At 70.1% G+C, this 22,662-nt stretch carries 18 protein-coding genes and 1 other RNA gene; 9 read left to right on the top strand and 10 right to left on the bottom strand.

Annotation, left to right across the window (positions count from 1 at the left end):
- Positions 1-57 precede the first annotated feature (57 nt).
- Together IPJ17_18995 and IPJ17_18990 are read right to left on the bottom strand one after the other, a co-directional pair.
- Positions 58-2,190 carry an enoyl-CoA hydratase/isomerase family protein gene (locus tag IPJ17_18995; GenBank protein ID QQR73542.1) on the bottom strand — a complete coding sequence of 711 codons (2,133 nt, stop codon included), beginning with the start codon at positions 2,188-2,190 and terminating at the stop codon, positions 58-60.
- A 22-nt stretch (positions 2,191-2,212) separates the two neighbouring features.
- On the bottom strand, positions 2,213-3,994 hold the full coding sequence (locus IPJ17_18990; protein QQR73541.1) for a long-chain fatty acid--CoA ligase: 1,782 nt from the start codon (positions 3,992-3,994) through the stop codon (positions 2,213-2,215).
- Between the two features lie 169 nt (positions 3,995-4,163).
- On the opposite strand from IPJ17_18990, the gene IPJ17_18985 reads away from it, so the two are divergent.
- The 5 genes from IPJ17_18985 (at position 4,164) to IPJ17_18965 (ending at position 8,059) form a co-directional block, all read left to right on the top strand.
- Complete coding sequence (locus IPJ17_18985; protein QQR73540.1) at positions 4,164-4,454, top strand: cell division protein ZapA; 291 nt, start codon at positions 4,164-4,166, stop codon at positions 4,452-4,454.
- Between the two features lie 59 nt (positions 4,455-4,513).
- Positions 4,514-4,700, top strand: a non-coding RNA gene (ssrS, locus tag IPJ17_18980) — 6S RNA.
- 63 nt (positions 4,701-4,763) lie between these two features.
- A complete protein-coding gene (gene rny / locus IPJ17_18975) occupies positions 4,764-6,320 on the top strand; it encodes a ribonuclease Y (GenBank protein QQR73539.1) in 1,557 nt (518 codons plus the stop codon).
- Between the two features lie 88 nt (positions 6,321-6,408).
- The gene (locus IPJ17_18970; GenBank protein ID QQR73538.1) at positions 6,409-7,197 is read left to right on the top strand and encodes a TIGR00282 family metallophosphoesterase; all 789 of its coding nucleotides are present in this window, start codon (positions 6,409-6,411) and stop codon (positions 7,195-7,197) included.
- Positions 7,184-8,059: a glycosyltransferase family 2 protein gene (locus IPJ17_18965; GenBank protein ID QQR73537.1), complete on the top strand. Its 876-nt coding sequence runs from the start codon at positions 7,184-7,186 to the stop codon at positions 8,057-8,059. Before IPJ17_18970 ends, IPJ17_18965 begins: the two co-directional genes overlap by 14 nt.
- 73 nt (positions 8,060-8,132) lie before the next feature.
- On the opposite strand, the gene IPJ17_18960 is transcribed toward IPJ17_18965, so the two are convergent.
- The 7 genes from IPJ17_18960 to IPJ17_18930 all read right to left on the bottom strand — a co-directional run bounded on the left by IPJ17_18960 (position 8,133) and on the right by IPJ17_18930 (position 15,543).
- Positions 8,133-9,284 (bottom strand): saccharopine dehydrogenase NADP-binding domain-containing protein, encoded by a 1,152-nt coding sequence (locus tag IPJ17_18960; GenBank protein QQR73536.1) that lies wholly within the window; start codon positions 9,282-9,284, stop codon positions 8,133-8,135.
- Positions 9,281-10,960, bottom strand: coding sequence for a glycosyltransferase family 39 protein (locus IPJ17_18955; protein QQR73535.1), 1,680 nt, complete (start codon positions 10,958-10,960; stop codon positions 9,281-9,283). Before IPJ17_18955 ends, IPJ17_18960 begins: the two co-directional genes overlap by 4 nt.
- Positions 10,957-11,712 carry a glycosyltransferase family 2 protein gene (locus tag IPJ17_18950; protein QQR76224.1) on the bottom strand — a complete coding sequence of 252 codons (756 nt, stop codon included), beginning with the start codon at positions 11,710-11,712 and terminating at the stop codon, positions 10,957-10,959. Before IPJ17_18950 ends, IPJ17_18955 begins: the two co-directional genes overlap by 4 nt.
- A gap of 111 nt (positions 11,713-11,823) precedes the next feature.
- Entirely contained in the window at positions 11,824-12,606 is a 783-nt protein-coding gene (gene rfbF / locus IPJ17_18945; GenBank protein QQR76223.1) for a glucose-1-phosphate cytidylyltransferase, read from the bottom strand.
- Positions 12,607-12,632: 26 nt separating this feature from the next.
- The gene (locus IPJ17_18940; protein ID QQR73534.1) at positions 12,633-13,571 is read right to left on the bottom strand and encodes an NAD-dependent epimerase/dehydratase family protein; all 939 of its coding nucleotides are present in this window, start codon (positions 13,569-13,571) and stop codon (positions 12,633-12,635) included.
- Positions 13,568-14,338 (bottom strand): PIG-L family deacetylase, encoded by a 771-nt coding sequence (locus tag IPJ17_18935; protein QQR73533.1) that lies wholly within the window; start codon positions 14,336-14,338, stop codon positions 13,568-13,570. Before IPJ17_18935 ends, IPJ17_18940 begins: the two co-directional genes overlap by 4 nt.
- Positions 14,335-15,543 (bottom strand): glycosyltransferase, encoded by a 1,209-nt coding sequence (locus IPJ17_18930; protein QQR73532.1) that lies wholly within the window; start codon positions 15,541-15,543, stop codon positions 14,335-14,337. The genes IPJ17_18935 and IPJ17_18930 overlap by 4 nt, the downstream gene beginning before the upstream one ends.
- A gap of 59 nt (positions 15,544-15,602) precedes the next feature.
- On the opposite strand from IPJ17_18930, the gene IPJ17_18925 reads away from it, so the two are divergent.
- Positions 15,603-16,550 carry an NAD(P)-dependent oxidoreductase gene (locus IPJ17_18925; GenBank protein ID QQR73531.1) on the top strand — a complete coding sequence of 316 codons (948 nt, stop codon included), beginning with the start codon at positions 15,603-15,605 and terminating at the stop codon, positions 16,548-16,550.
- A gap of 8 nt (positions 16,551-16,558) precedes the next feature.
- Positions 16,559-17,500, top strand: a complete 942-nt coding sequence (locus tag IPJ17_18920) for a class I SAM-dependent methyltransferase (protein ID QQR73530.1) — start codon at positions 16,559-16,561, stop codon at positions 17,498-17,500.
- Here the strand turns inward: IPJ17_18920 and IPJ17_18915 are convergent.
- On the bottom strand, positions 17,494-18,927 hold the full coding sequence (locus tag IPJ17_18915; protein QQR73529.1) for an oligosaccharide flippase family protein: 1,434 nt from the start codon (positions 18,925-18,927) through the stop codon (positions 17,494-17,496). The genes IPJ17_18920 and IPJ17_18915 overlap by 7 nt on opposite strands.
- A gap of 98 nt (positions 18,928-19,025) precedes the next feature.
- Between IPJ17_18915 and IPJ17_18910 the strand changes: the two genes are divergently transcribed.
- Together IPJ17_18910 and IPJ17_18905 are read left to right on the top strand one after the other, a co-directional pair.
- Positions 19,026-21,158 carry a hypothetical protein gene (locus tag IPJ17_18910; protein ID QQR73528.1) on the top strand — a complete coding sequence of 711 codons (2,133 nt, stop codon included), beginning with the start codon at positions 19,026-19,028 and terminating at the stop codon, positions 21,156-21,158.
- A gap of 9 nt (positions 21,159-21,167) precedes the next feature.
- Positions 21,168-22,625: an MBOAT family protein gene (locus IPJ17_18905; GenBank protein ID QQR73527.1), complete on the top strand. Its 1,458-nt coding sequence runs from the start codon at positions 21,168-21,170 to the stop codon at positions 22,623-22,625.
- Positions 22,626-22,662: the final 37 nt, after the last annotated feature.

Genomic DNA, 22,662 nt, shown 5'->3' with positions numbered 1-22,662 from the left:
GACCGCGAGAGGCGGCCGCACGAATGGTGTTGCAAGGCCTGCGCCAGCGTCAGGCACTCAAACGGCGGGCCGCGAGGGCTCGGCGTGGAACCCGCCTCGTGCGGCGAGCTCGAGGAGTGCTGCCGACGGCTCGAACCGCGGACCGTGGGCTCCGGCGAGCGCCCGCAGACGCTCGACGAGCGCATCCAGCCCCTGCTCGTCGGCCCAGCGGGCGAGCCCGCCGCGAAACGGCGGGAAGCCCGAGCCCAGGACGAGGGCGAGGTCGAGATCCCCGGCCGAGCCGACCACCCCTTCCTCGAGACAGCGCGCCGCTTCGTTGACCAGCGGCAGGAGCATCCGTTCGAGGAGCCTCGACCGGTCCATCGGCCGGGTTCCCGGAACGACGCCGATCAGATCGTAGACCGAGGGGTCGGGGCGCGGTTCCCGGCCGGTCTCGTGCTGGTACAGACCGCGACCGCTGCGGACCCCCAGCCGTCCGTTGTCGGGAATCCGGTCGAGCCAGGCGGGAACGAAGAACCGTTCGGGGAAGGCCTCGCGCAGCAGGTGCGTCATCCTGGCCAAGGTCTCGAGGCCGCCCTCGTCGGCAAGCCGGAGCGGCCCCATCGGCATGCCCCAGTCGTGCATGGCGCCATCGATGGCCTCGATCGGCGCGCCCTCGTCGAGCAGCCAGAGCGCCTCGGCCGAATAGAAGCCCAGCAGGCGGTGGACCAGGAATCCCGGCGAATCGGTGACGACGATCGGGGTCTTGCCGAGACGGGCGACGAAGCGTGCGGCCGCCTCAACCGCCGATTCCGCCGTCGAGCTCGCGGCCACCACCTCGACGACCCCTCCCCGGTCGACGGGAGGGAGGAAGTGGAGCCCGACGAGACGCTGGCGACCGGGCAGTCCGGCGCCGATCGCCGCGACCGAAAGGGACGAGGTGGTCGTGGCGAGGAGGGCCGTCGGCGGGACCTGAGCGTCGAGCTCGGCGACCACGCGCTGTTTGGACGCGAGCTCGTCGCTTCCGGCTTCGATCGCCAGATCGGCCCGGGCAAGGCCACTCGCGTCGGTCGTCGGCCGGAGCAGGGCGAGCCGCCGCGAGAGCTCCGGCAGCGAGATCTCTTGCCCGTCGACCTGCCGACGGAATCGTGCCGCGGCCTGGCCCATCGCGGCCCCGAGCGCCTCGGGTCGCGAGTCGCGGAGGCGCACCGGAACCGCGGCCCGATCGACGACGAGCCGAGCGAGGCCGGCACCCAGCGTTCCGGCCCCGATCACCGCCACCTGGTCGATCGACAGTGCGTCGGGCGTCGTGAGCGCGCGGCGCCGGGCTTCGCGGAGGCGGAAGAGGTGCAGGAGGTTCCTGGCCACCGCCGAGGTGGCGAGCTCGCCGAGGGCTCGCGCCTCGGCGTCGAAACCCGCGGCGCGGCCGCGGTCGAGCCCCGTGCGGATCACGGCAAGAGCGCGCAGTGGCGCCGGTTCGTGACCGCGAGTTTCCCGCAGGACACGGCGGCGTGCCTGCTCGATGAGGAGCGCTCGGCCGATCCGGTTGCCCTCGAGCAGGAGCGTGAGCGGACCCGAACGCCGCGGGCGCGGGCGATCGGCGACGGCGGCGGCAAAGCGCCGCACCTCGGTGGCAAAAGTGGCGGCTGGCAGCACCGCGTCGGCAAGACCGAGTCGAAGCGAACGGCGGGCGTCGATGGGCTGCGCCGAGAGGATGAGATCGAGCGCCGCGGAGAGCCCGACGAGCCGAGGCAGGCGAACGCACCCGCCCCATCCCGGGACGAGGCCCAACGCGACCTCGGGCATTCCGATGCGGAGATCGTCGCGATCGGCAACCACCCGGTAGGTCGAAGCGAGAGCGAGGTCGGTGCCCCCGCCGAGACAGGTCCCCTCGATGGCGGCGATCGTGGGGAACGGCAGCGACTCCCAGGCCGAGAAGATCCGATGGCCGAATCGAGAGCCGGCCTCGGCCTCGACCGGGTCGACGACCTCGGCGATCGCCGCCAGGTCGGCTCCGGCGACGAAGCTCCCCGGCTTGGACGAGCAGAGGACGAGACAACCGATTTCGCGCCGCAACGCGAGATCGGCGACGAGTTGGTCGAGCTCTTCGAGGCCGTCGCGGTCGAGGAGGTTGACCTTCCGGCCCGGAAGATCGAAGGTCAGCGTCGCCAGACGGTCGACACCGACCGCCAGGTGGAAGGCCCTCGGCACGCGTTGCCCCTCGGGCGGTGCCTCAGGCCTCCACGCCGGCGTAGAGCCGCTCGATCAGGTCGCCGTACTTGGTGTTGATCACCCGGCGCTTCACCTTGAGGGTGGGGGTGATCTCGCCGCTCTCGATCGTGAACTCGGCCGGCAGCAGCTCCCAGGCGCGGATCTGCTCGTAGCGCGCCAGGCCGGCGTTGACCGAATCGACCTCGTGCTGGACGAGCTCACGGACCTTCGGATGGGCGATCTGCTCGGCCGGCCCGCCCGCGACGCCCTGCTTGGCGGCCCACGAAGCGAGCGCCTCGAAGTCGGGCACCAAGAGTGCGCAGAGGTACTGCCGCCGATCGCCGATGACGACGGCCTGCGAGAGGTAGCGGCTCGCCTTGAGCGCGTTCTCGATCGGCGCCGGGGCGATGTTCTTGCCGTAGGCGTTGACGATCAGCTCCTTCTTGCGGTCGGTGATCGCCAGGAACCCCTCGGCGTCGACCTGGCCGATGTCGCCGGTGTGGAACCAGCCCTGTGTGTCGATGACCTCCGCGGTCGCCTCCGGCTTGCCGAAGTAGCCGCGCATGATGTTCGGGCCGCGGGCGAGGATCTCGCCGTCCTCGGCGATCCGGACCTCGATGCCGGCCATCGGCCGGCCGACCGAGCCGAGCTTGGCGGCTCGGAAGGCGTTGACGGTGATTACGGGCGAAGTTTCGGTCAGTCCGTAGCCTTCGAAGATGCGGATGCCGGCGCCCCAGAAGAACTCGGCGGTGTCGCGCGAGAGGGGCGCCCCGCCGGAGATGGCGAACACCAGCCGGCCGCCGAGCCGTTCGCGCAGCTTGCTGAAGACCAGCCGGTCGGCCAGGGCCAGCTCGACGCCGAGCATCCCCGGAGGCGTCTCCTCGCGCATGCGATAGCTCACCGCCTGCTTGCCGACGCCGATGGCCCAATTGAAGATGCGCTGCTTGAGCGCGGAGCCCTGGCTCGCCGTCTCCACCACCTTGGCCTGGACCTTCTCGTACACGCGCGGCACCGCGACGAACAGATGCGGCTTCACTTCGGCGATGTTCTGCGCCACCGTCTGGATCGACTCGGCGTAGGCGATCGAACAGCCGCAGTAGAAGTAGCAGTAGTCGACGGTCCGCTCGAAGGAGTGCGAGAGCGGGAGGAACGAGAGGGCCACGTACTCGGGCTTGAGCTCGAGGATCTGCGTGCCGGTGACGACGTTCGACACGATGTTGCCGTGGGTGAGCATCACGCCCTTGGGGTCGCCGGTGGTGCCGGAGGTGTAGATCAGCGTGGCGAGGTCTTCGGGTTTGGCCAGCTTCAGGCCGGCGTCGAACTCGGCCGGATCGGCGTCGCGGCCCAACTCGTAGAGTGCTTCGAGCGTGGTGAATTCGCTCCCCGGGGCGCTCGCGTCGATCGAGACGATGAGCTCGACGCTCGGCATCTCGGCGCGCTTGGCGAGCAGTCCCTCGAGCCGTTCGCGACCCTGGACGAAGAGCATCCGCGCGCCACTGTCGCGCACGATGTACGCCGCCTGGTCCGGCAGGAGCGTCGGATAGATCGGCACCAGCACGCCAGCCTTGGCGATCGTGGCGAAGTCGATGGTCGGCCAGTGCGGACCGTTCTCGGCCATCAGGGCCACACGGTCGCCGGGGGCGATTCCCGAGTCGGCGAGCGCCTTGCTCAGGCGGAGAATCCGGGTGAGGAACTCCGCAGTTGAGATGGGCTCGTATCGCCCGCCGACCTTCTGCAACAGTGCGTCCGGCTTGTGGCGGCTGGCGATCACCGAGATCAGGTCGGCGAGCGTGCGAATGGACATGGCAATTCCCCCTCGATGGACTCCGGCATTGTAGCGCGACGCGCGCGTGGTCGGGACCGGCGAGATCGATGTAAGTCTCTCCCTTCAGGCAGTTTGGCCTGTGGTATATTGCCCCGAGAAGCGCCCGCCACGGTGACTCGCGAGAGCCACCGTATGGCGGGAGACCAGGATGAGCGACGAAACCGCGCACGCCGCGAAGGTGGAGATCTTCGGAGTCGTCTACTCCCTCAAGGGGGCCGAGGACCCGGACCGACTCGTGCGTGCTGGGGCGGTCGTCGACGAGAAGATGCGAGAGGCGGCGGCGCACGGAGCCGGCGCGGATCGCGGCGGGCTCGCGATCCTCGCGGCGCTCAACCTGGCAGACGAGTTGATTCGGTCCCGTGAGGAGGTCGAGCGGGATCGTGGCGAGAGCGCGGAGAGGATCGCGCGATTGTCCGGGAGGCTCGCCGGCGCGCTTTGATGGCGTGACGACGGGTTCAGACGGCGCCAGCAGACGACGGAAGACGGCTCTGGAAACGACATTCCCTGGGTGGTTCGTGATGGATCGACGCACGGTAGAACCAACATTTCTCCCCCGGGAGTCCTACATTCGCGAAGCCCGTGCCTGCCCCGCATCGACGGGGACGCTGAAGGCTCCTCGTGCGGACACCCACCTGACGCGTTTCAGGTTCTAGACGCAGCGTCCACACGGCCACCCGGGGGATGTCTCTGTCCCCCGGCCCTTCGCAGTCCTTCCCGCTCTCCCTGACGTGAGCCCGGGGGTGGGTCCGTGTCCATGATGATCGCGGAAGTCGTCCTCGCCGCCCTGTTGGTGCTCGGGATCGGGGCGCTCGTCGTTCGGCGAGCCGCCCGCCAGATCCTCGAGCAGGCCCGACGGGATGCCGAGCGAGTCGGCGAGGAGGCGCGGCGTGATGCCGAGGCCAAGGTGCGCGAGGCCGAGCTCGCCGCCAAGGAGAAGCTGTTGCAGGCACGCACCGAGTTCGAGTCGGCGTCGCGCAAGCGTCGCGGCGAGCTCGAGGCGGTCGAGCGTCGTCTCACCCAGAAGGAAGACAGCCTCGACAAGCGGCTCGAGCAGCTCGACCAGCGGGACCGCGATCTCGGGGCGCGCGACAAGGCCCTCGCCGGCCGCGAACGCGCCGTCGGCACCAAGGAAGAGGAGCTCGAGCGTCTCACCGCCGAGCAGAAGACCCGCCTCGAACAGGTCGCCGGTCTGACGGCCACCCAGGCCAAGGAAGAGCTCGTCCGTTCGATCGAGAACGAGGCGCGGCTCGAAGCCGCCCAGCTCTCCCGCCGCATCGAGGACGAGGCCAAGGAGCAGGCCGGGCGCCAGGCGCAGCGGATCATCGGCATGGCGGTGCAGCGCGCCGCCTCGGACTACGTCTCGGAGACCACCGTTTCCGTGGTGGTGCTGCCGAGCGACGAGATGAAGGGGCGGATCATCGGCCGCGAGGGTCGCAACATCCGCGCCCTCGAGATGGCCACCGGCGTCGACCTGATCGTCGACGACACGCCGGAGGCGGTCATCCTCTCGGGGTTCGATCCGTTCCGCCGGGAGATCGCGCGTGCCGCTCTCGAACGGCTGATCACCGATGGCCGGATCCACCCGGCGCGGATCGAAGAGGTCGTCGAGAAGGTCAAGGCGGAGTTCGAGCAGCGGATCCAGCAGGAGGGCGAGTCCGCCCTGCTCGAGCTGAAGATCCCCAGCATGCACCCCGAGCTGCTCAAGCTCCTCGGTCGGCTGCGCTATCGCTACTCCTACGGCCAGAACGTCCTGCAGCACAGCAAGGAGGTGGCGTTCCTAGCCGCGACGATGGCCGCCGAGCTGCGCGGCAATGTCCCGGTCGCCAAGCGGGCCGGCCTGCTGCACGACATCGGCAAGGCGATCGACCGCGAGGTGGAGGGCACCCACCTGCAGCTCGGCATGGAGTTGCTGCGCAAGTACGGCGAGAGCGAAGAGGTGGTCCACGGCATGGCCTGCCACCATGGCGACTACGAGCCGCAGACGCTCGAGGCGGTGCTGGTCACCGCCGCGGACGCTCTCTCGGCGGCGCGTCCGGGTGCCCGGCGCGAGATCCTCGAGACCTACGTCAAGCGGCTCGAGAAGCTCGAGGAGATCGCCAACGGTTTCAAGGGCGTGCAGAAGAGCTTCGCCATCCAGGCGGGGCGCGAGATCCGCGTCGTCGTCGACAGCGGCAAGATCGCCGACGACCACGCCTTCCTGCTGTCGAAGGACATCGCGCGGAAGATCGAGTCCGAGCTGACCTACCCCGGGCAGATCAAGGTGACGGTGATCCGCGAGACCCGCGCCATCGAGTACGCCAAGTGATGTCCGGCCGCCAGCGGCCGGGCGTCATCCCGAGCGCAGCGAGGGATCCCTCGGTCACCGCTGGGGCGGTCGCGAGGAGAGCCGCGGCATGATCCTCCTCTTCGTCGGCGACGTGATCGGCAAGCCGGGCCGTCGAGCCGTGCAGCGGCTGCTGCCGCGCCTGGTCGACACCCATCGCGTCGACTACGTCGTCGTCAACGTCGAGAACGCCGCCGGCGGTTTCGGCGTCAACGCCGAGGTGCTTGCCGAGCTCGCCGACCTGCCGATCCACTGCTTCACTACCGGCAATCACATCTGGGACAAGAAGGAGGGGCTTCCGCTCCTCGACAGCGAGCCCCGGCTGTTGCGACCGGCCAACTATCCCGACGGCAATCCGGGACGCGGCATCCACCTCGGCGAGACGGCGGCGGGGCTCCGCGTGGCGACGATCAACCTCGAGGGGCAGGTGTTCATGAAGCAGGTGGACTCGCCCTTCCGCGTCGCCGACCGCCTCCTCGCCACGCTGCCGCCGGACGTCCACGTCGTCCTGGTCGACTTCCACGCCGAGGCCACCAGCGAAAAGCAGGCCCTCGGCTTCTACCTCGACGGAAGGGTGTCGGCCGTGCTCGGCACCCATACCCATGTTCCCACCGCCGACGCGCGCGTGCTGCCGGGAGGCACCGGCTTGCAGACCGACGTCGGCATGACCGGGCCGTACGAGTCGGTCATCGGCTTCCGTTCCGACAAGGTGCTGCAGCGCTTCCTGCTGCAGACCCCCTCCTCCTTCGAGGTCGCCAAGCACGACGTGCGCCTGGCGGCGACGCTGCTCGAGGTGGACGAGTCGAGCGGCCGCTGCCGGCGGATCGAGGGCCTGCTGGTGCGAGATGCGATCGACTGAGACCCCTACCCTCGAGGCGCTCAAGGCGGCGCCGGGCCGACAGAAGGTGTCGGTCATCGTCACCACCTACAACGAGGAGGTCAACATCGCCGACTGTCTGCGCTCGGTGGGTTGGGCCGACGAGGTGCTGCTCGTCGATTCCTTCTCGACCGACCGCACGATCGAGATCGCCCGCGAGTTCCCGGTGACCATCCTGCAGCGCGAGTACTTCGGCTCGGCGGCGCAGAAGAACTGGTCGCTCGATCGCGTCGCCCACGGCTGGGTGCTGATCATCGACGCCGACGAGCGCGTGCCGGAGGCGCTGGCGCGCGAGATCCTCGGCATGCTCTGTGGCGATCCGCCGGCCAACGGCTACTACATCCGGCGCGAGAACATCTTCATCGACAAGGTGATCCGCCACTCGGGGTGGTCGACCGACAAGGTGGTGCGCCTGTTCCGGCGCGACAAGGGGCGCTATCCGAACCGCCGCGTGCACGCCGACCTGGAGATCGAAGGCGAGGTCCCGGTCCTTCGCAACCCCTTCATCCACTTCACCTTCCGCTCCTTCGACCAGTACTTTCCGAAGTTCCTCAACTACGCCGAGTGGGGAGCTGCCCAGGCGTTTCGCGACCGGCGCAAGGCGGGGATGACGGAGCTCGTCGGCCGGCCGCTCTGGCGTTTCATCCGCACCTACCTCCTGCAGGGCGGGATCCTCGACGGCGTGCACGGCCTCGTGCTCTGCTCGTTGCAGGCCTTCGGCGTCTTCCTGAAGTACGCCCGACTGTGGGAGCACAACATCCGCGCCTCTCGCGGCGAGCCGGTGGACCTGCCGGCGTTCGACGACGACGAACGGACCTGGAAGCGACCGGGCGAAACGGACTGAGCCGGGAGGGCTCCGTTCGTTTCGTCTCGACGCGACGACGCGCTCGATGGAGCGTCGCCGCTGGTGCCGTCCCTCAGCTCGTCGCCGCTTCGCGGTGTGAGGTGACCCGAACCCCGCGCGCGGCGAGCTCGGCGAGCAGGAACGCCGCCGCTCCCGGCTCGCGCCCGGGCAGCAGCTCGGGCGGGAATAGGCCGCGATGGGGGAAGTGCCCGCCGGCGACGAGCCGGACCGCCGCGGTGCAGGTGTAACCGGTCGTCCGAGCCATCGAGAGCGTGCCGGTCGCCAGCTCGGCGCGATCGAAGAGGTCGTGCACCAGCCGCACCCGCTCGCCGCCGCTCTCGCCTTCGATTTCGACCCGGAAGACCGTCACGTCCTCCTCGCCCGGCGCGAAGCGCCAGTGGCGGAAGAGCAGACGCGCGGCGACGTCGAGCGGCCGCACCGCGACGCCGTCGAGGCGGATCGGGTCGGTGGAGAAGAAGCCGCTCTCGCGCAGCACGCGGATCTTCTCGATGTGTCCGGGGTAGCGCAGCGTCATCTCGCGCATCGCCGGGACCTGCGGGAAGGTGAAGAGGATCGAGCGCAGACCGTCGGTGTTGAAAGCCTCGAGCGTGCCGACCTCCGGGAAATCGCGCAGCTCGGGCTCGGAAAGCGCCGGCCGCACGACGATGCGACCGTTCTCGACGTAGCGCGCCGGGCGGGTGTACTCCTCGAGCACGTCGATCGGCGAGAACGGCGCCTTGTACTCCCAGGGCCAGGTGCGGACGACCGGCAGGCCGCCGACGAAGCAGAGGAAGCGATCGACCCGGTCGAGTGTCCGGGCGGCCTCGCCGAGCAGCAGGTTCGACAGCCCGGGTGCGACACCGCAGTCGACGATCGCCGTCACACCGCGTTCGGCGGCGAGCGGACCGAGGGTGAGCGCGTCCTCCGGAAAGAACGAGATGTCCACCAGGTCGTGTCCCGACTCGATGACGGTGCGGGCCGTCGAATAGCCCATGAAGCCCGGCACGGCCCCGACGACGAGATCGGCGTCGGCGATCGCCGCCCGCACGGCCGCGGCGTCGCCGAGATCGGCGGTCCGCAGGGCAAGCCCGCGTCCGCCGAGCGGGGCAAGCGCCTTCTCGTCGCGATCGACCGCGGTGACGGCGAATTCGTTCGCCAGGTCGAGCGCCATCGCGGCGCCGACGCGACCGCAACCCAGGACAACGACGCGCTTCTTGTCGCTCATTTCACGGGCTCCTCGTGCGCGGACCTCCGCGCTTCGGGTCGATTGGTCAGCAGCAGGTAGCCGCCCGGTCCGACCTCGGCGTCGTGCGCCACCTCGAACAGGGCGAGGGGAGGTGCGAGCTTGGCGAGCGCGCCGCGCTCGGCGAGCAGCCAGACGCGGCCGGGCCGGTGAGTGAAGGCGACGAGGTCGGCCTCGTCGCGCAACTCGACGGCGAACCGCCGGGTGTAGAAGACGAAGGGAGCGTCGAACCGCGGCCAGATCGCGTACGGCTCGTCCGGTGCGACCCGCGCGAGGATCTCCGCGGAGAGGCCGCGCGCCGACTTCACCGCATCGAAGCGCGGCAGGACGGTCAGGACCGCGACCAGCGCTCCGGCCGCGAAGGCGAGCGCCAGCCGCTCGGCGGCGAGGTGCAGCCTTCCCGTGCGGGCGGCGAGCAGCGCCCAGGTGGCCAGCGCTCCGACGCCGACGGCGATGGCGGCGAGGCGCCACGGCAGGTCGGTGCCGAGCGGCGCGAGCTCGGCGCCCTGGCGAGAGACCACGAACGGCAACGCCACCGCGCCGACGAACGGCAGCGCGGCGAGGAGGGTCAGCGGGGCGAGCACAAAGGCGCGTCGCTGCGGCCATCCCCGTGCGAGCTCGGCGAGACCGGCGCCGACGAGCAGGGCGAGCCCGGGGTACATCGTCAGCACGTAGACCGAACGCTTGCCCGGCGAGAGGCTGAAGAAGACGACGGTCCCGACCACCCAGCAGAGCGCTAGCCGGAACGCATCGCGCCGTTCGCCTCGCAACGTCGCCAGACCGGCGACGACCGCCCCGGGCAGCAGCAGCGACCAGGGCAGGAAGTCTCCGGCGACGACGCCGAGGTAGTAGTACCAGGGCTGGAAGTGGTGCCAGGGATCGGCGAAGCGCTGCACGCTCTGGCGCAGGACCATCGTGCGCAGGTAGTCCGTGCCGGCCACCGCTGTCGCCGGGCCGATCCAGGCGAGAACCGGCAGCGCCCAGAGGACGAGGCCGCGGCCGATGCGCATCTCGCGCAACCGCGGCGTCTGCCGTGTCCAGACGAGGAAGGCGATGATCGAGAGCAGCGGCGGCAGCAATCCGACCGGCCCCTTGGCCACCGTGGCGACGCCGGTGACGAAGAAGAAGAGCGCATAGAAACCGGGTCGGCGCTCGAGCCAGCCGCGCGTCCAGAAGTACATGGCGAGCATGACCAGCGCCGTGAGCAGCATGTCGATCTGACCGACGCGGCCCTGCCAGAGGATCTTCGAGCCGGTGAGGAAGGCGAGCGCGGCGAGCCAGGCGACCTCGCGGTCGAAGAGCCGCCGGCCGGTGGCGAAGAGCAGGAGCGTCGCGGCGGTGACGCTCGCCACCGCCGGCAGGCGCGCCGAGCGCTCGTCGAGTCCGCCGGTGAAAAGCGAGGCGAACGCCATCGACCAGAACTGCAGCGGCGGCTTCTCGGAGTAGAGCCGGCCGTTGAGCTGTGGCACGAAGTACTGCCCCGAAGCGACCATCTCGCGGGCCACCTCGGCATAACGCGGCTCGTCCGGATTCCACAGGTCGCGTGACGCCAGCCCGGGGAGGAAGAGCGCCAGGGCGAGCGCCGCCAGGAGCAGCAACTCGTGCCGCCGCAGGCGTTCACCGAGCGAGGCGAGCGAGGCGAGTGAGGGGAGGCTCACGAGCGGTCCGACGAGGCGACGCCCGGCGGAGGCGCCTCCGTCGCGTTGCGTCGATCGATCCATCGCGTGCGCATCCAGCGCACCGCCATGAGATCGGCGATGGTCTTCGCCAGGCGGTTGCCGATCCCGTACTTGGCGACACCGAAACGACGTGGACGATGGTTGACCGGAATCTCGCTGACGCGAGCGCCGTTCCACCGCACCAGCGTGGGCAGGAAGCGGTGCATGCCGGTAAACAACGGCAGGTGTTCGAGGAACTCGCGCCGGTAGGCCTTGAGCGAGCAGCCGACGTCGGCGATCGACTCGTCGGTCGCCCAGTTGCGCACGCCGTTGGCGATGCGCGAGGAGATGCGGCGCACCAGGCTGTCGCGGCGGCTCTGGCGCACGCCCGACACGCAGTCGCTGCGGTCGAGCGCGGCGAGCAGACGCGGGATGTCGGCGGGATCGTTCTGCAGGTCGGCGTCGAGCGTGACGACGATCGCGCCCCGCGCGGCGCGGAAGCCGCTCGCCAGCGCGGCCGTCTGCCCGGCGTTGCGCGCATGACGCACGATCCGCAGGTGCGAGTCGGACCCGGCGAGTCGCTGCATCACGGCGAGCGACCCATCGGTCGACGCGTCGTCGACGAGCAGCAGCTCCCAGCTCCGGTCGAGCGGCGCGAGCGCCGCGCCGATCTCGCCGACGAGGATCGGGAGGTTCTCCTCCTCGTTGAAGACCGGGACGACGAGCGAGAGGTCGGGAGCGAGGTGGGGCATGCGAATGGACGGCGGCGTCGCCGGCGGGAGCGCGGTCGGGAAGGTCGACCGCGAGGCGTTCATCCTAGCGCAGCGCGGTGCCCGGCGGCTCTCCCGGCGAGCCGGAGACCCTCAGTCGCCCCAGACCTTCCACGGCGCTTCACCGGATTTCCACAAACCGTTGAGGTGAAGGTAATCGCGGTAGGTGTCCATCGGGTGCCAGAACCCTTCGTGGACGTAGACCGAAAGCTGTCCGTCGCGCGCCAGGCGCTGCAGCGGCGCGAGCTCGAAGAAGAGCCCGGGATCGTCGTCGAGGTAGTCGAAGACCTCGCGCTGGAGCACGAAGAAGCCGCCCGAGACGACGCCGTCGGCCACCGTCGGCTTCTCGTTGAACTCGACGACCTGCCCGTCGCGCACCTTCATTTCGCCGTAGCGCGAGGTCGGGTGAACGCCGGTCACCGTGGCGAGACGGCCCTGACGGTAGTGGAAGTCGAGCAGGGCGTCGATGTCGACCGTGCCCACCGCGTCGCCGTAGGTGAAGCAGAAGGTGTCGGCGTCGACGTAGCGCCGGACACGGCGGAGACGGGCACCGGTGCCGGATTCGGCGCCGGTCTCGGCGCAGGTCACCCGCCAGCTCTCCTCGCCGACGTTGTTGTGGAAGACCGGATGCGGGTCACCGTTCATCGACACGGTGAAGTCGCGCTGCATCTCGTGCAGGCGGAGGAAGTACTGCTTGATCACCCAGGCCTTGTAGCCGAGGCAGAGGACGAAGCGCTCGAGGCCGTGGTGGCCATAGAGCTTCATGATGTGCCAGAGGATCGGGTAGTCGCCGATCTCGACCATCGGCTTCGGCTTGGCCTCGGTCTCCTCGCGCAGACGCGTGCCCTGGCCGCCGCAGAGGATGACGACCGGCATCTCGGACTTCGGGGTGCGTGGACGGCTCATCGCGAGCTCCCTTGCAGAGGATGTTGGAACCAGTCGGCGGTCCGGCCGATCCCGGTGGCGAGGTCGACGCGGGCGCGCCAGCCGAGCGCCTCGGCCGCGCGCTGCGCCGAGAGCGCGGAGCGACGCGGCTCTCCAGGGCGCGCCGGCCCGTGCGCCGGTCGCGCCCCCGGAGCGAGGGCGGCAGCGAGGCGCTCGAAGACGGTGACGACGTCGGATTCGACGGCGGTGCCGATGTTGAGCTCGCCGATCGCCGGGCTGCGAGCGGCTGCCAGCGCCGCGTCGACGACGTCGCCGACGAAGACGAAGTCGCGCGTCTGACGGCCGTCGCCGTGGATGGTCGCCGCGGCGCCGGCGAGCAGCCGATGGGCGAAAACCGCGACCACACCGGCTTCGCCGGTGGCATCCTGGCGCGGGCCGTAGACGTTGGCGAATCGCAGCGCCACGCTAGGAAGGCGGTGAACCTCGCGGTAGAACGCGAGATAGCCCTCGACCGCCAGTTTGGCGATGCCGTACGGGCTCTGCGGGCGTTTCGGGGCGTCCTCGTCGAGCGGCACGGTGGACGGCTCGCCGTAGACCGCGGCGCTACTGGCGAAAACCACCTTGCCGACGCGCTGCCGCCGGCAGCGCTCGAGCAGCTCGAGGCTCTCGAGCACGTTGACGCGAGCGTCGTCGACGGGATGGTCGACGCTCCAGGCGGCATCGACCTGTGCGGCGAGGTGGAAGAGCGCGTCGACCGGTTGACGCGCCAGGACCTCCTCGACCTCCGGTGAACCGGCGGCGACCGGCACGAGCTCGACCCCCTGCGGCAGGCGCGACGCGTCGCCGCGCGACAGGTCGTCGATCACCGTGACAGCCCAGCCGTCGGCGACCAGCGCGTCGACCAGGTGCGAGCCGATGAAGCCGGCTCCGCCGGTGACCACGGCGCGGCGGCTCATCGCTTCACCCCTTCGGGCTGGCGGATCCAGAAGCGCTCTCCGCCGACGCGCCGGACGTAGCGGCGGACGCGCCGCTCCATCGGCGCTTCGCCGCCGAACATCGGCTCGAGCTGCGAGCGGTAACGGGCGATCGCTCGGCAGCGCATCGTCAGATCCTCTTCGGCGAGCGGCGCGGTCTCGGTGCGCCACCGGCGGCGCGGCCGGGTGACCCGCCAGACGGCGAGTCGCTTCCAGGCCGCATAGGGGAACTCCTCGTAGTGGCGCAGTGCCAATCCCCATCTCGAGGTCGCGGCCTGCCGGACGAGCTGGTGGTCGACATGCCCGCCGACACCGAGCGGGGCGAGGACCTCGAGCGGCTCGGGAAGCGAGGCAAAGCGCTCGCCGAGCGTCGCGACGAACGCCTCCTCGGCCGGGTCGACCCGCCGGAAGAGCGCAGCGAGCGTGGTGTAGAGCAGGCGGCCGTCACGCGGATCGCGGCGGTAGGGGGCCTCGAGCTCGTTCCACTGTTCGACGTCGGCTCCGAGCACCTCGCCCGCTGCACGGTCTTCGGCGCGGCGGGCGCGCATCACCGAGCCCGGTGCGAGGCCCCACCAGCGGGCGAGGTTGGCGGCGAGCGGCGAGGGCGGCTCGGCCGGCTCGTCGCCGGCGAAGATCGTGAGCACCCGCACACGCTGTCCGAGCCGCGTGCGCTGGGCGATCAGACCGCCGCAGGACAGCGCCGCGTCGTCGAGATGCGGCGAGAGCACGAGCAGGTCGATCTCGGTCATCGGCATTCGGGGCGGAGGGCGATCGCCGGACGGAAGCGGGAGAGGATCTCGCGCATCGCCGACTCCCAACCCTGGCGGAAGCTCGCCCGGGTGTTGCGCCGCCGTGCCGTCTCCCAGGACCGGCGAGCGAGCGCAGCGAGCTCGTGCGGCGGCCGAGACGAGAGCTCGACGACGGTCCGACGCAGGGTCTCCGGGTGGCAGTCGGCGAGCAGGATGCCGCAGGAAGGGTCGACGTCGACGCCGGTCGGCCGCGAGACGACCGGGATCAGGCCGGCGTGCATGCAGGTGACCGTGCCGCCGTTCATTCCCTCCGAGCAGGACGGGTAGAGCAAGCCCAGCGAGTCCCGGGCGATGGCAAGGAACTCGGAGCTGGCGATGTCGACCCAGCCGACGGTGCGGATGTTCGGCGTCTCGTAGAGCTCGCGATGGTAGAGGCGGGCGAAATCGCGCTCCCGGTCGACCGGACCGCAGACCGTGAGGTGGTAGTCGGGCAGCCCGGCGAATAGCTCGAGCACGAGGTCGAGCCCCTTGTGCACCAGTCCCCCGGAGCCGAACCAGAGGTAGCGTCGCGCGCACGCGGCGAAGTCCTTCCCGTCCGGAAAGGGGTAGAGCAGCGGCTGCGAGATCGGTACCGGCCACATCGGCTTGCCGGCGAAGGCATAGGTGGCGAGTGTCGCCTGATTGCCGATGACGATCGCCGCGTCGGCGATTTCGATCGCCCGGTTCTCCTCGAGCATCTTCTGGGGTGCCAGCCGCACGCCACGGCGTGCGGCGAGCTCGTCGAGCCGGCGCTGTTGTTCCGGGTTGTGGAAAGAGCGGTGGGAGGTCTCTGCGTGCATGACGCGCAGACAGGACGGTCCGAGCCGCGGTGCGAGGCGTTCGAGGTTCAGCCGCACGTCGACGAGCAGGTCGTAAGGTGCCGCCGGCACGAAGCTCGCGTTGGTCCAGTGGATCGCGTCGACGGCGAAGCCGAGGTCGACGAGGATCCGTCCCATCTCGCGCGACTCCCAGAAGTGGGTATGGCTGCGCGGCAGCTCGGCGTCGAGCGGCAGGAGGAATCCGTCGATGATGTAGGAGAGAAGGGCTCGTCCCGCCGGTTCGCCGCCGGGGTGCAACGCGACGACGCGAGAGTCGAGGCGCCGGAGCCGCCGCAGCCACCGGGAGAGCGCCCGCTCTACCCGTCCAGGCAAGCCGCTGGCGCGCATGACGAGCGGAAGGCTATCATGCCGATTCCGGCGTGCCCGAAGGTCGCCGATCCCCGCTCATGCCCGAGACCGTCGCTCTCGACCGCGAGGTTGCCGCTCCCCTGCAGGGGGCGCGCGTGCTGGTCACCGGCGCTTCCGGCTTCATCGGCTCCCACCTCGTCGCGGCCTTGACCGGCGCCGGAGCGGAGGTCCACGCCGTGAGCCGCCGCGAGCAGGTCGCGTCCCCGGGTGTCGCCTGGCATCGCACCGATCTCGCCGAGCGCGGCGCCGCCGCGCAGCTGCTGGCGGCGGCGTCCCCGCAAGTCGTCTTCCACCTGGCGAGCGCGGTGACCGGCGGACGAGAGCTCTCGCTGGTGCTCCCGACGTTCGAGGCCAACCTCGCGGCGACGGTGCGACTGTTGGCGGCGGCAAGCGAGCAGGCGGTCCCGCGAGTCGTCCTCGCCGGGTCGCTCGAGGAGCCCGATGCGGCGAGCGGCAACCTTCCCGGCTCGCCCTATGCCGCGGCGAAGTGGGCCGCCTCCGGCTATGCGCGGATGTTCCACGCGCTCTATGCCGCACCGCTCGTCACCGCCCGCCTCTACATGGTCTACGGGCCGGCGCAGCGCGACCTGCGCAAGCTCGTGCCGTACGTCTCGCTCGCACTGCTTCGCGGCGAGCCGCCGGCGCTCTCGAGCGGCATCCGGCCGGTCGATTGGATCGCGGTCGACGACGTGGTCGACGGACTGCTCGTCTGCGCGACGCGGGCCGGGCTGGAGGGGGCGACTGTCGAGCTCGGCAGCGGTCGACTGGTAACCGTGCGCGAGGTCGTCGAGCGGCTGCATTCCCTGATCGGCGGACCGCCGCCTCGCTTCGGGGCGATCGCCGACCGCCCCTTCGAGCGCGTCCGGGCCGCGAACCTCGCGGCGACCGAAGCCACGACCGGCTGGCGCCCGCGGCTCTCGCTCGACGACGGGCTCGCCCGGACGGTCGACTGGTATCGCACTCATCGCGGTGAGCTCGAAAGGTAGGGGTCGCGATGGGTGTTCCGATCCAGGTGGCCCGGCTGTTGCTCGAGGAGAGCAAGGCGCGCCCGTTCGCGGGCTCGTTGCTGACCCTTGGACGGACTTCGGTCTACGTCACCGAAGCGGAGCTGCGGCGCTTCGCCCGTCGTCACGGGGTCCGACTCGCCGACGACGGCGGACCGATCGGCCTGTCGCACAATCCGGAGCTCGCCGCCTGCGGCTGTCTCGGCGACCGGAGCTTCTTCCGCCTCCTCGGCTTCTCGGAGGTGACCTCGGTCGACGCGTCGAACTGGGAGGGCGCCGACCGCATCGCCGACCTCAACCGGCCGTTGCCGGAAGAGCTGCGCGGGCGCTTCGACGCCGTGTTCGAGGCGGGAACGATCCAGCACGTCTTCCACCTGCCGAACGTCTTCGCCAATTTGCACGCGGTGCTCAAGCCCGGCGGCCGTGCGATCCACGGCATGGCCCCGTCGCACAACCACGTCGATCACGGCTTCCACCAGTTCTCGCCCACGCTCTTTCACGACTACTACGCGGCGAACGGCTGGCGGCTGGAGAGCGAGTTGCTCTGCGAGTTCACCTCGCTCTGGCTGGGATCGCGCTTTCGTCCCGCGGGGTTCACGGTTCGGAGATACCGCCCCGGCTGCCTCGACGAGCTCGCGTACGGCGGCTTCCGCGCTCGCCAACTCGCCCTCTTCGTGGTGGCGAGCAAGGTCGAACACGCCACTGCCGACGTCGCGCCGCAGCAGGGCTACTACCGCAGCTTCTGGAGCGACGTCAGCGAACGCGAACGCACGGCGGGGAGGGGCAGCGGTCCGTCGCGCCGCCGGTCGTTCGATCGGCTGACGGCGCGGTGGCCGTGGATCGAACCGCCGCTGCTCGGCTGGAAGCGGTTGCGGCGGTTGGTCGGGCGGCTCCGTCCTCGCCGCCTGCCGCCGGTCACGGCGCGTTACTGACGCGCCCCGGCCATCGCGCCGAAGCGGAAGAAGGTCTGGAAGCTCGAGCCGAATCGCCGCCACGACCAGGCGAGGCAGACGAGCGCCGCCGCGGCTGAGACGAGCAGCCGTAGCCAACTGCCGGCCGGGGTCAGCCACCAGGTCGCGGCGAAGAGCGGTAGCGGCACGAGGTAGACCTCGACGAGGTCACGCGCCAGCCGACGGAACCCGGCCGGATCGAACGACCAGACACCCCAGGCCACCACCGGCGCTCCGAGCACGAGATAGCGGGCCCACGCCATGCCGCCCGGGCCTGCGGACGACGTGAGCGCCCATCCGGCGGCGCCGACCGACAAGAGGCTGGCGGCCAGGGAGACGACGCGCAGGCGGTCGCGGTGCAGGGCGATGAGCAGCTCGCCGCCGAACCGTCCGAACGGGTCGATGAGCGGCGCGAAGGCGAGGATCCTCAGGTACCCCGGAGCCTCGACCCACTGCTGGCCACCCACCAGCGAGAGCAGCAGCTCGGGGTTGACGAACATCACGCAGGCGGCCGGCACCTCGAGGGCGGCGAGCAGGAGCGTCCCGAGTCGGTACGCCTCGACCTTGCGCGCCGGATCGCTACGCAGGGCGACGAAGGCCGGATAGAGCGCGCGCGCCACCGGTTGCTGCATGACGCGCGTGGCAAGCGAGCCGAAGAAGTAGGCGAAGAGGTACTCCGCGACGCGGGCGCTGGCAAACCGCGCGCCGAGGATCCACGGGTCGAGATAGGTGATGCCGAGCTGCAGCAACCAGACGCTGCCGAGCGGCAGGCTCCCCCGGAGCAGCTCGACGAGGCGGTGGCTGCTGCGGGTCAGCGGCATCGACCGCGCGGCGATCCCCCAGAGCACCGCGGTGTAGGCGGCCGCGGCGACGAGCTGCGCGATCACCAGGCTCCACACCCCACGTCCGGCCACGGCGAGCGCCACGGCGGTGCCGGTGTAGGCAAGGCTACGCACCAGCTCGGGCAGGAGGGTGCGCTGGATCCGCAGCTCGCGCTCGAGGTAGGTGAGCGGCACGGAGGCCAGGCCCTCGAGCAGCATGAAGACGGTCATCGCGCGGAGGACCGGGACCACCGTCGGGACCGGGTCGTGAAACAGCAGCGCGAGCGACGGGGCGGCGAACGCGACGCCGACGGCGAGCAGGATTCCCCATCCGAGCTGGAAGCGGACGAGCGTGCCGTACGGCGGCGGGTCGAGCCGCACGACGTGGCTGGGCAGCCCGAGGTCGCGCAGTGCGGCGAGCACCAGGAAGACGGTCTCCACCCATCCCCAGACGCCCCAGTCTTCGCGCGGCAGCAGGCGCCGCAGGAAGATGTTGGTGGCCAGCATCAGGCCCATGCGCCAGAACTGGGCGAGCGTCGCGGCGCTGGAAGAGCGGAGGAGCCCGCGGGCTGGATCGTGCGTGCTCAAGGGAAGGGGGCTCGCTGACGCTGGAGAGGGAGAATATCAGCGCTGCCGATGGCCAACGCCGGAGTTGCCTCGCCCGTAGGAAGAACGGGAGAGAATGCATGCCCGCTGACGATATGCCGATGATCCCGAACCGCCGACGGTCGATCCTCGTCGGGCCAGCGCTCGTCCTCGCGCTCGCCGCGGCGAGCCCGCCGATTTCGGCGATCGGCGACGAGCCGCTTCCCGCCGCGACCCTGGGCGACGGTCTGGTGGTGTGGGAATCGAATCGTCAAGGCGAGTTTCGCCTCGTCGCTCGCGACCTGCGGTCGCGCGACGCGCGCCTGCTCACGGGCGACGAACCCGGCCGCGACCACTGTTGCGCCGCCATCTCTCCGGACGGCCGCACGGTCGCCTACCTGAGCTTGCCGGCAGGGCGAGGCGGCTACTTCGACGGCAAGCTCACCGGCGAGGTGAGGCTTCACCTCCTCGACGGAGGGGCTGAGCGCCGGCTGGTCTCGGCTGCCCGGACCTATGGCGAGCACCGGGCGTTCGTCTGGCTGAGCGAACGCGATCTGGTCTTCATCGACGGGTCCGGCACCACCCAGCGGCTCGATGTCGTTTCGGGTCGTCATCGGCCGATGCTCGCCGGCGCTCGCACCGATTTTGGCTGGCTGGTCGACCCGACGGGACGCTGGGCGACGACCGGTGATCCGACCTTTTCGCGAATCGAAGCAAAGGGAAGCGTCGTTCCCGCGCCGCGCCTCGGCGGATGCCAGCCGGTCTTCTCCGGCGATGGCCGGTTCGGCGTCTGGTCTGCCGGTGCGGGTGGGCCGATCGCGCGTCTCGACCTCTCCAGCCGGCGGATCAGCACGCTGCTCCGGCGCAACGACCCGCGGGTCCCGGAGGGCTTCGGCTACCTCTACTTCCCGAACCTCGAGCGTCGCGGCGCGGCGTTGGCGTTCGCCGCCTCGCGTGGCGAGCACGATCACTTCACGGCCGACTACGAGGTGTTCGTGGTGTCCACCGATCCGGTGACGCTCGCGCCGCGCGGACAAGCCCTCCGCATCTCGGCGCACCCCGGGGTCGACCGGTTTCCCGACGTCTGGCTGGCTCCCGGTGAGCGCCTCGGCCTGGCCGCGAGCGAAAGCGAGACCTCGGACATCGAGACGGTCCCCGCGGAGCCCTCCAGGTCCTCGTGGCCCGCGACGCTGGCGGGTCTGGCCTTGCTCTGGCCGGACGGCGATCGCTTCGGTGCGGTGCTCAATCAGGGAAAGGTCGTCGAGCGGGGTGACCTCCTTGTCGCCGAAGGGTTCGCTTGGCTCGATCGACGAGGTCGGATGTCGCTGGGTGGGGGGCGGTTCTTCCTGCCTCCCGAGCTCGCCGCGCAGGTCAACGACGCGCTCCGTGACAGCAACGAGCTCACCCTCGAGCTCGAAGTCGAACCCTGGAGTGTGGCTGCCGCGACGCGCGGACCCGTCGTCGCTCTTGCCAACGCCCCCGGTTCGCGGAGCTTCGCCATTCACCAGGAAGGCGAGCGTCTGTTGCTCGTGCTGCGGACCTCCGACACCGGGCGGGCCGGTGGCGAGCCCGTGGAAATCGGTCGGCTGGTGCGCGGGAAAGCGAGCCATCTCGTCATCGCCTTCACTCCCGGGCGATTGAGCGCCTGGGTCGATGGCACGGCGACCGTCGAGGATCGCCTGCTGCCGGGCGACTTCTTCCACTGGAACGCGGTTCACCTGAGCTTCGGCGGCGAAGAGCGGGGGCAGGATCGTTGGCGAGGCTGGCTGGCCGGAGTACGGATCGCCGCCGTTGCGGCCAGTGCAGACGAAGCCAAGGCCAGCAGTGAGGGCTGGCGGCGTGAGCGAGCGATGTCGGCGCCCGTCGAACAGCGGAGGGTGATTGGCCGGGTGGTCGGGCGCTCTGCCGTGCCGGGACTGGAGTCCATCGCTCCCTATCGGGAGGCGCTGGTCGTCCAGGAGATCGAGGTCGCTGGCTCGTCGGGCGGCTCTCCCGCAAGGCTGCGGGTGGCTCGTTGGGGACTGGTCGACGGTGCCGCGACCTCCGCTTCTCGAGCGGCGGCGGGCGACGCGATCGACCTGCTGGTCGAGCCGATCGCCGGAAACGCACGAGCCGAGAGCCTCTACCTGGCCGACACGCTGACGATCGACCCGGAGTCTTCCCTGTGGCTCGATGTCGGTCTCGACGTCTCCAGTGCCGTCGAGGAGAGCCTGGCTGTTCCGCGGGGGCCGTGAGGGCGGACGATGGTCTTCAGCTCCCACCTCTTCGTCTTCGGTTTCCTTCCGCTTGCGCTGGCGGTCTACTACCTGTTGCCGCGACGCGGGCGCCACCTCGCCCTCACCCTGCTCTCCTACCTCTTCTACGGCTGGACGAGCCCGGCATTCTGCCTGCTGCTGCTCGTCTCGACGCTGATCGATTATGTCTGTGGCCTGCTGATCGCCGGCGACGTGCCGTTCGCCGGGGGCGGCGAGCCGCCGATGCTCGATCGCGCGACGCCGCGAACGCGCGCTCAGAAGACGGCCCTGCTCGCGTCGATCGTGTCGAATCTCTCGCTGCTCGCGTTCTTCAAGTACTTCGATTTCGCGGTCGAGAACTGGAATGCACTCGCTTCGGCGACCGGCGTGCCGGAGGCAGCGCTGGCCCGGACGCTCGAGGTCACGCTGCCGCTGGGCATCAGCTTCTACACCTTCCAGTCGATGAGCTACACGCTCGACGTCTACCGCGGGGAGGCGCGAGCGCTGCGCAGCGCGATCGACTTCGCTTGCTATGTGTCGATGTTCCCGCAACTCGTGGCCGGGCCGATCATCCGCTTCGCCGAGGTTGCCGACCAGATGAGGTCGCGTACCCACACGGTGGCCAAGTTCTCTCGCGGCGTCGCCTTTCTCGCGGTCGGGCTCGGCAAGAAGGTCCTCCTCGCCAATCCCTGCGGCAAGGTCGCCGACACCGTGTTCGGTGCGGCTTCCGCCTCGGCGGTGGAGGCCTGGAGCGGGCTCGTCGCTTACGCCTTTCAGATCTACTTCGACTTCTCCGGCTATTCCGACATGGCCATCGGACTCGGTCTGATGCTGGGCTTCGTGTTCGCCCGCAACTTCGACTCACCCTATCGGGCCGAGTCGATCACCGACTTCTGGCGGCGTTGGCACATCTCTCTCTCGACCTGGCTGCGGGACTACCTCTACGTCCCTCTCGGTGGCAACCGGAAAGGTGAGCGGCGGACTTACGTCAACCTTGCCTTGGTGATGTTGCTTGGCGGGCTCTGGCACGGCGCTTCCTGGAACTTCGTGCTCTGGGGCGGGTGGCACGGCCTGTGGCTTGCGGCCGAGCGCGCGGCGGGAAAGCGGTCGCTGCTGCCGGGTCTTCCTCGAACGGGGAGGATCGCGGCGACCTTCCTCGTCGTGCTGCTCTCCTGGGTACCGTTTCGTGCCGTCGACTTGGCGAGCGCCGGGCGGTATTTCTCCTGGCTCGTCGGGTTCGGCGAGGCTCCTGGTGGTGCCGGACTCCTGGCCGGCGTCGTCTTTCAGCCGTATTACCTGGCTGTCCTGGCGATCTCCGCGCTGATCATCTGGAGGGCACCGCAGGCGTGGAGCTTCACGCGCACCCTGACTTGGCCGCGCGCGGCCGCGTGCGCGGGACTGTTGGTCGCGGCCCTGACGGCATTGGCGGCGCAGGAGTTCAACCCATTCATCTACTTCATCTTCTGAACGCGATGCGCGAGCCCGAGCTACCCACCCGCGAACA

It is taken from the genome of Holophagales bacterium (genome assembly GCA_016699405.1).
In the GTDB taxonomy this organism is placed as follows: domain Bacteria; phylum Acidobacteriota; class Thermoanaerobaculia; order Multivoradales; family JAGPDF01; genus JAAYLR01.
The sequence above is the reverse complement of the archived record's forward strand: the minus strand, read 5'-3'. Positions and strand labels throughout refer to the sequence as shown.

What these genes read in the sequence shown, in the direction of transcription:
- IPJ17_18990 (QQR73541.1), bottom strand. Translation starts at nt 3,994, where the DNA reads ATGTCCATTCGCACGCTCGCCGACCTGATCTCGGTGATCGCCAGCCGC.
- IPJ17_18985 (QQR73540.1), top strand. Translation starts at nt 4,164, where the DNA reads ATGAGCGACGAAACCGCGCACGCCGCGAAGGTGGAGATCTTCGGAGTC.
- IPJ17_18970 (QQR73538.1), top strand. Translation starts at nt 6,409, where the DNA reads ATGATCCTCCTCTTCGTCGGCGACGTGATCGGCAAGCCGGGCCGTCGA.
- IPJ17_18965 (QQR73537.1), top strand. Translation starts at nt 7,184, where the DNA reads ATGCGATCGACTGAGACCCCTACCCTCGAGGCGCTCAAGGCGGCGCCG.
- IPJ17_18960 (QQR73536.1), bottom strand. Translation starts at nt 9,284, where the DNA reads ATGAGCGACAAGAAGCGCGTCGTTGTCCTGGGTTGCGGTCGCGTCGGC.
- IPJ17_18950 (QQR76224.1), bottom strand. Translation starts at nt 11,712, where the DNA reads ATGCCCCACCTCGCTCCCGACCTCTCGCTCGTCGTCCCGGTCTTCAAC.
- rfbF (QQR76223.1), bottom strand. Translation starts at nt 12,606, where the DNA reads ATGCCGGTCGTCATCCTCTGCGGCGGCCAGGGCACGCGTCTGCGCGAG.
- IPJ17_18940 (QQR73534.1), bottom strand. Translation starts at nt 13,571, where the DNA reads ATGAGCCGCCGCGCCGTGGTCACCGGCGGAGCCGGCTTCATCGGCTCG.
- IPJ17_18935 (QQR73533.1), bottom strand. Translation starts at nt 14,338, where the DNA reads ATGACCGAGATCGACCTGCTCGTGCTCTCGCCGCATCTCGACGACGCG.
- IPJ17_18930 (QQR73532.1), bottom strand. Translation starts at nt 15,543, where the DNA reads ATGCGCGCCAGCGGCTTGCCTGGACGGGTAGAGCGGGCGCTCTCCCGG.
- IPJ17_18925 (QQR73531.1), top strand. Translation starts at nt 15,603, where the DNA reads ATGCCCGAGACCGTCGCTCTCGACCGCGAGGTTGCCGCTCCCCTGCAG.
- IPJ17_18920 (QQR73530.1), top strand. Translation starts at nt 16,559, where the DNA reads ATGGGTGTTCCGATCCAGGTGGCCCGGCTGTTGCTCGAGGAGAGCAAG.
- IPJ17_18910 (QQR73528.1), top strand. Translation starts at nt 19,026, where the DNA reads ATGCCCGCTGACGATATGCCGATGATCCCGAACCGCCGACGGTCGATC.
- IPJ17_18905 (QQR73527.1), top strand. Translation starts at nt 21,168, where the DNA reads ATGGTCTTCAGCTCCCACCTCTTCGTCTTCGGTTTCCTTCCGCTTGCG.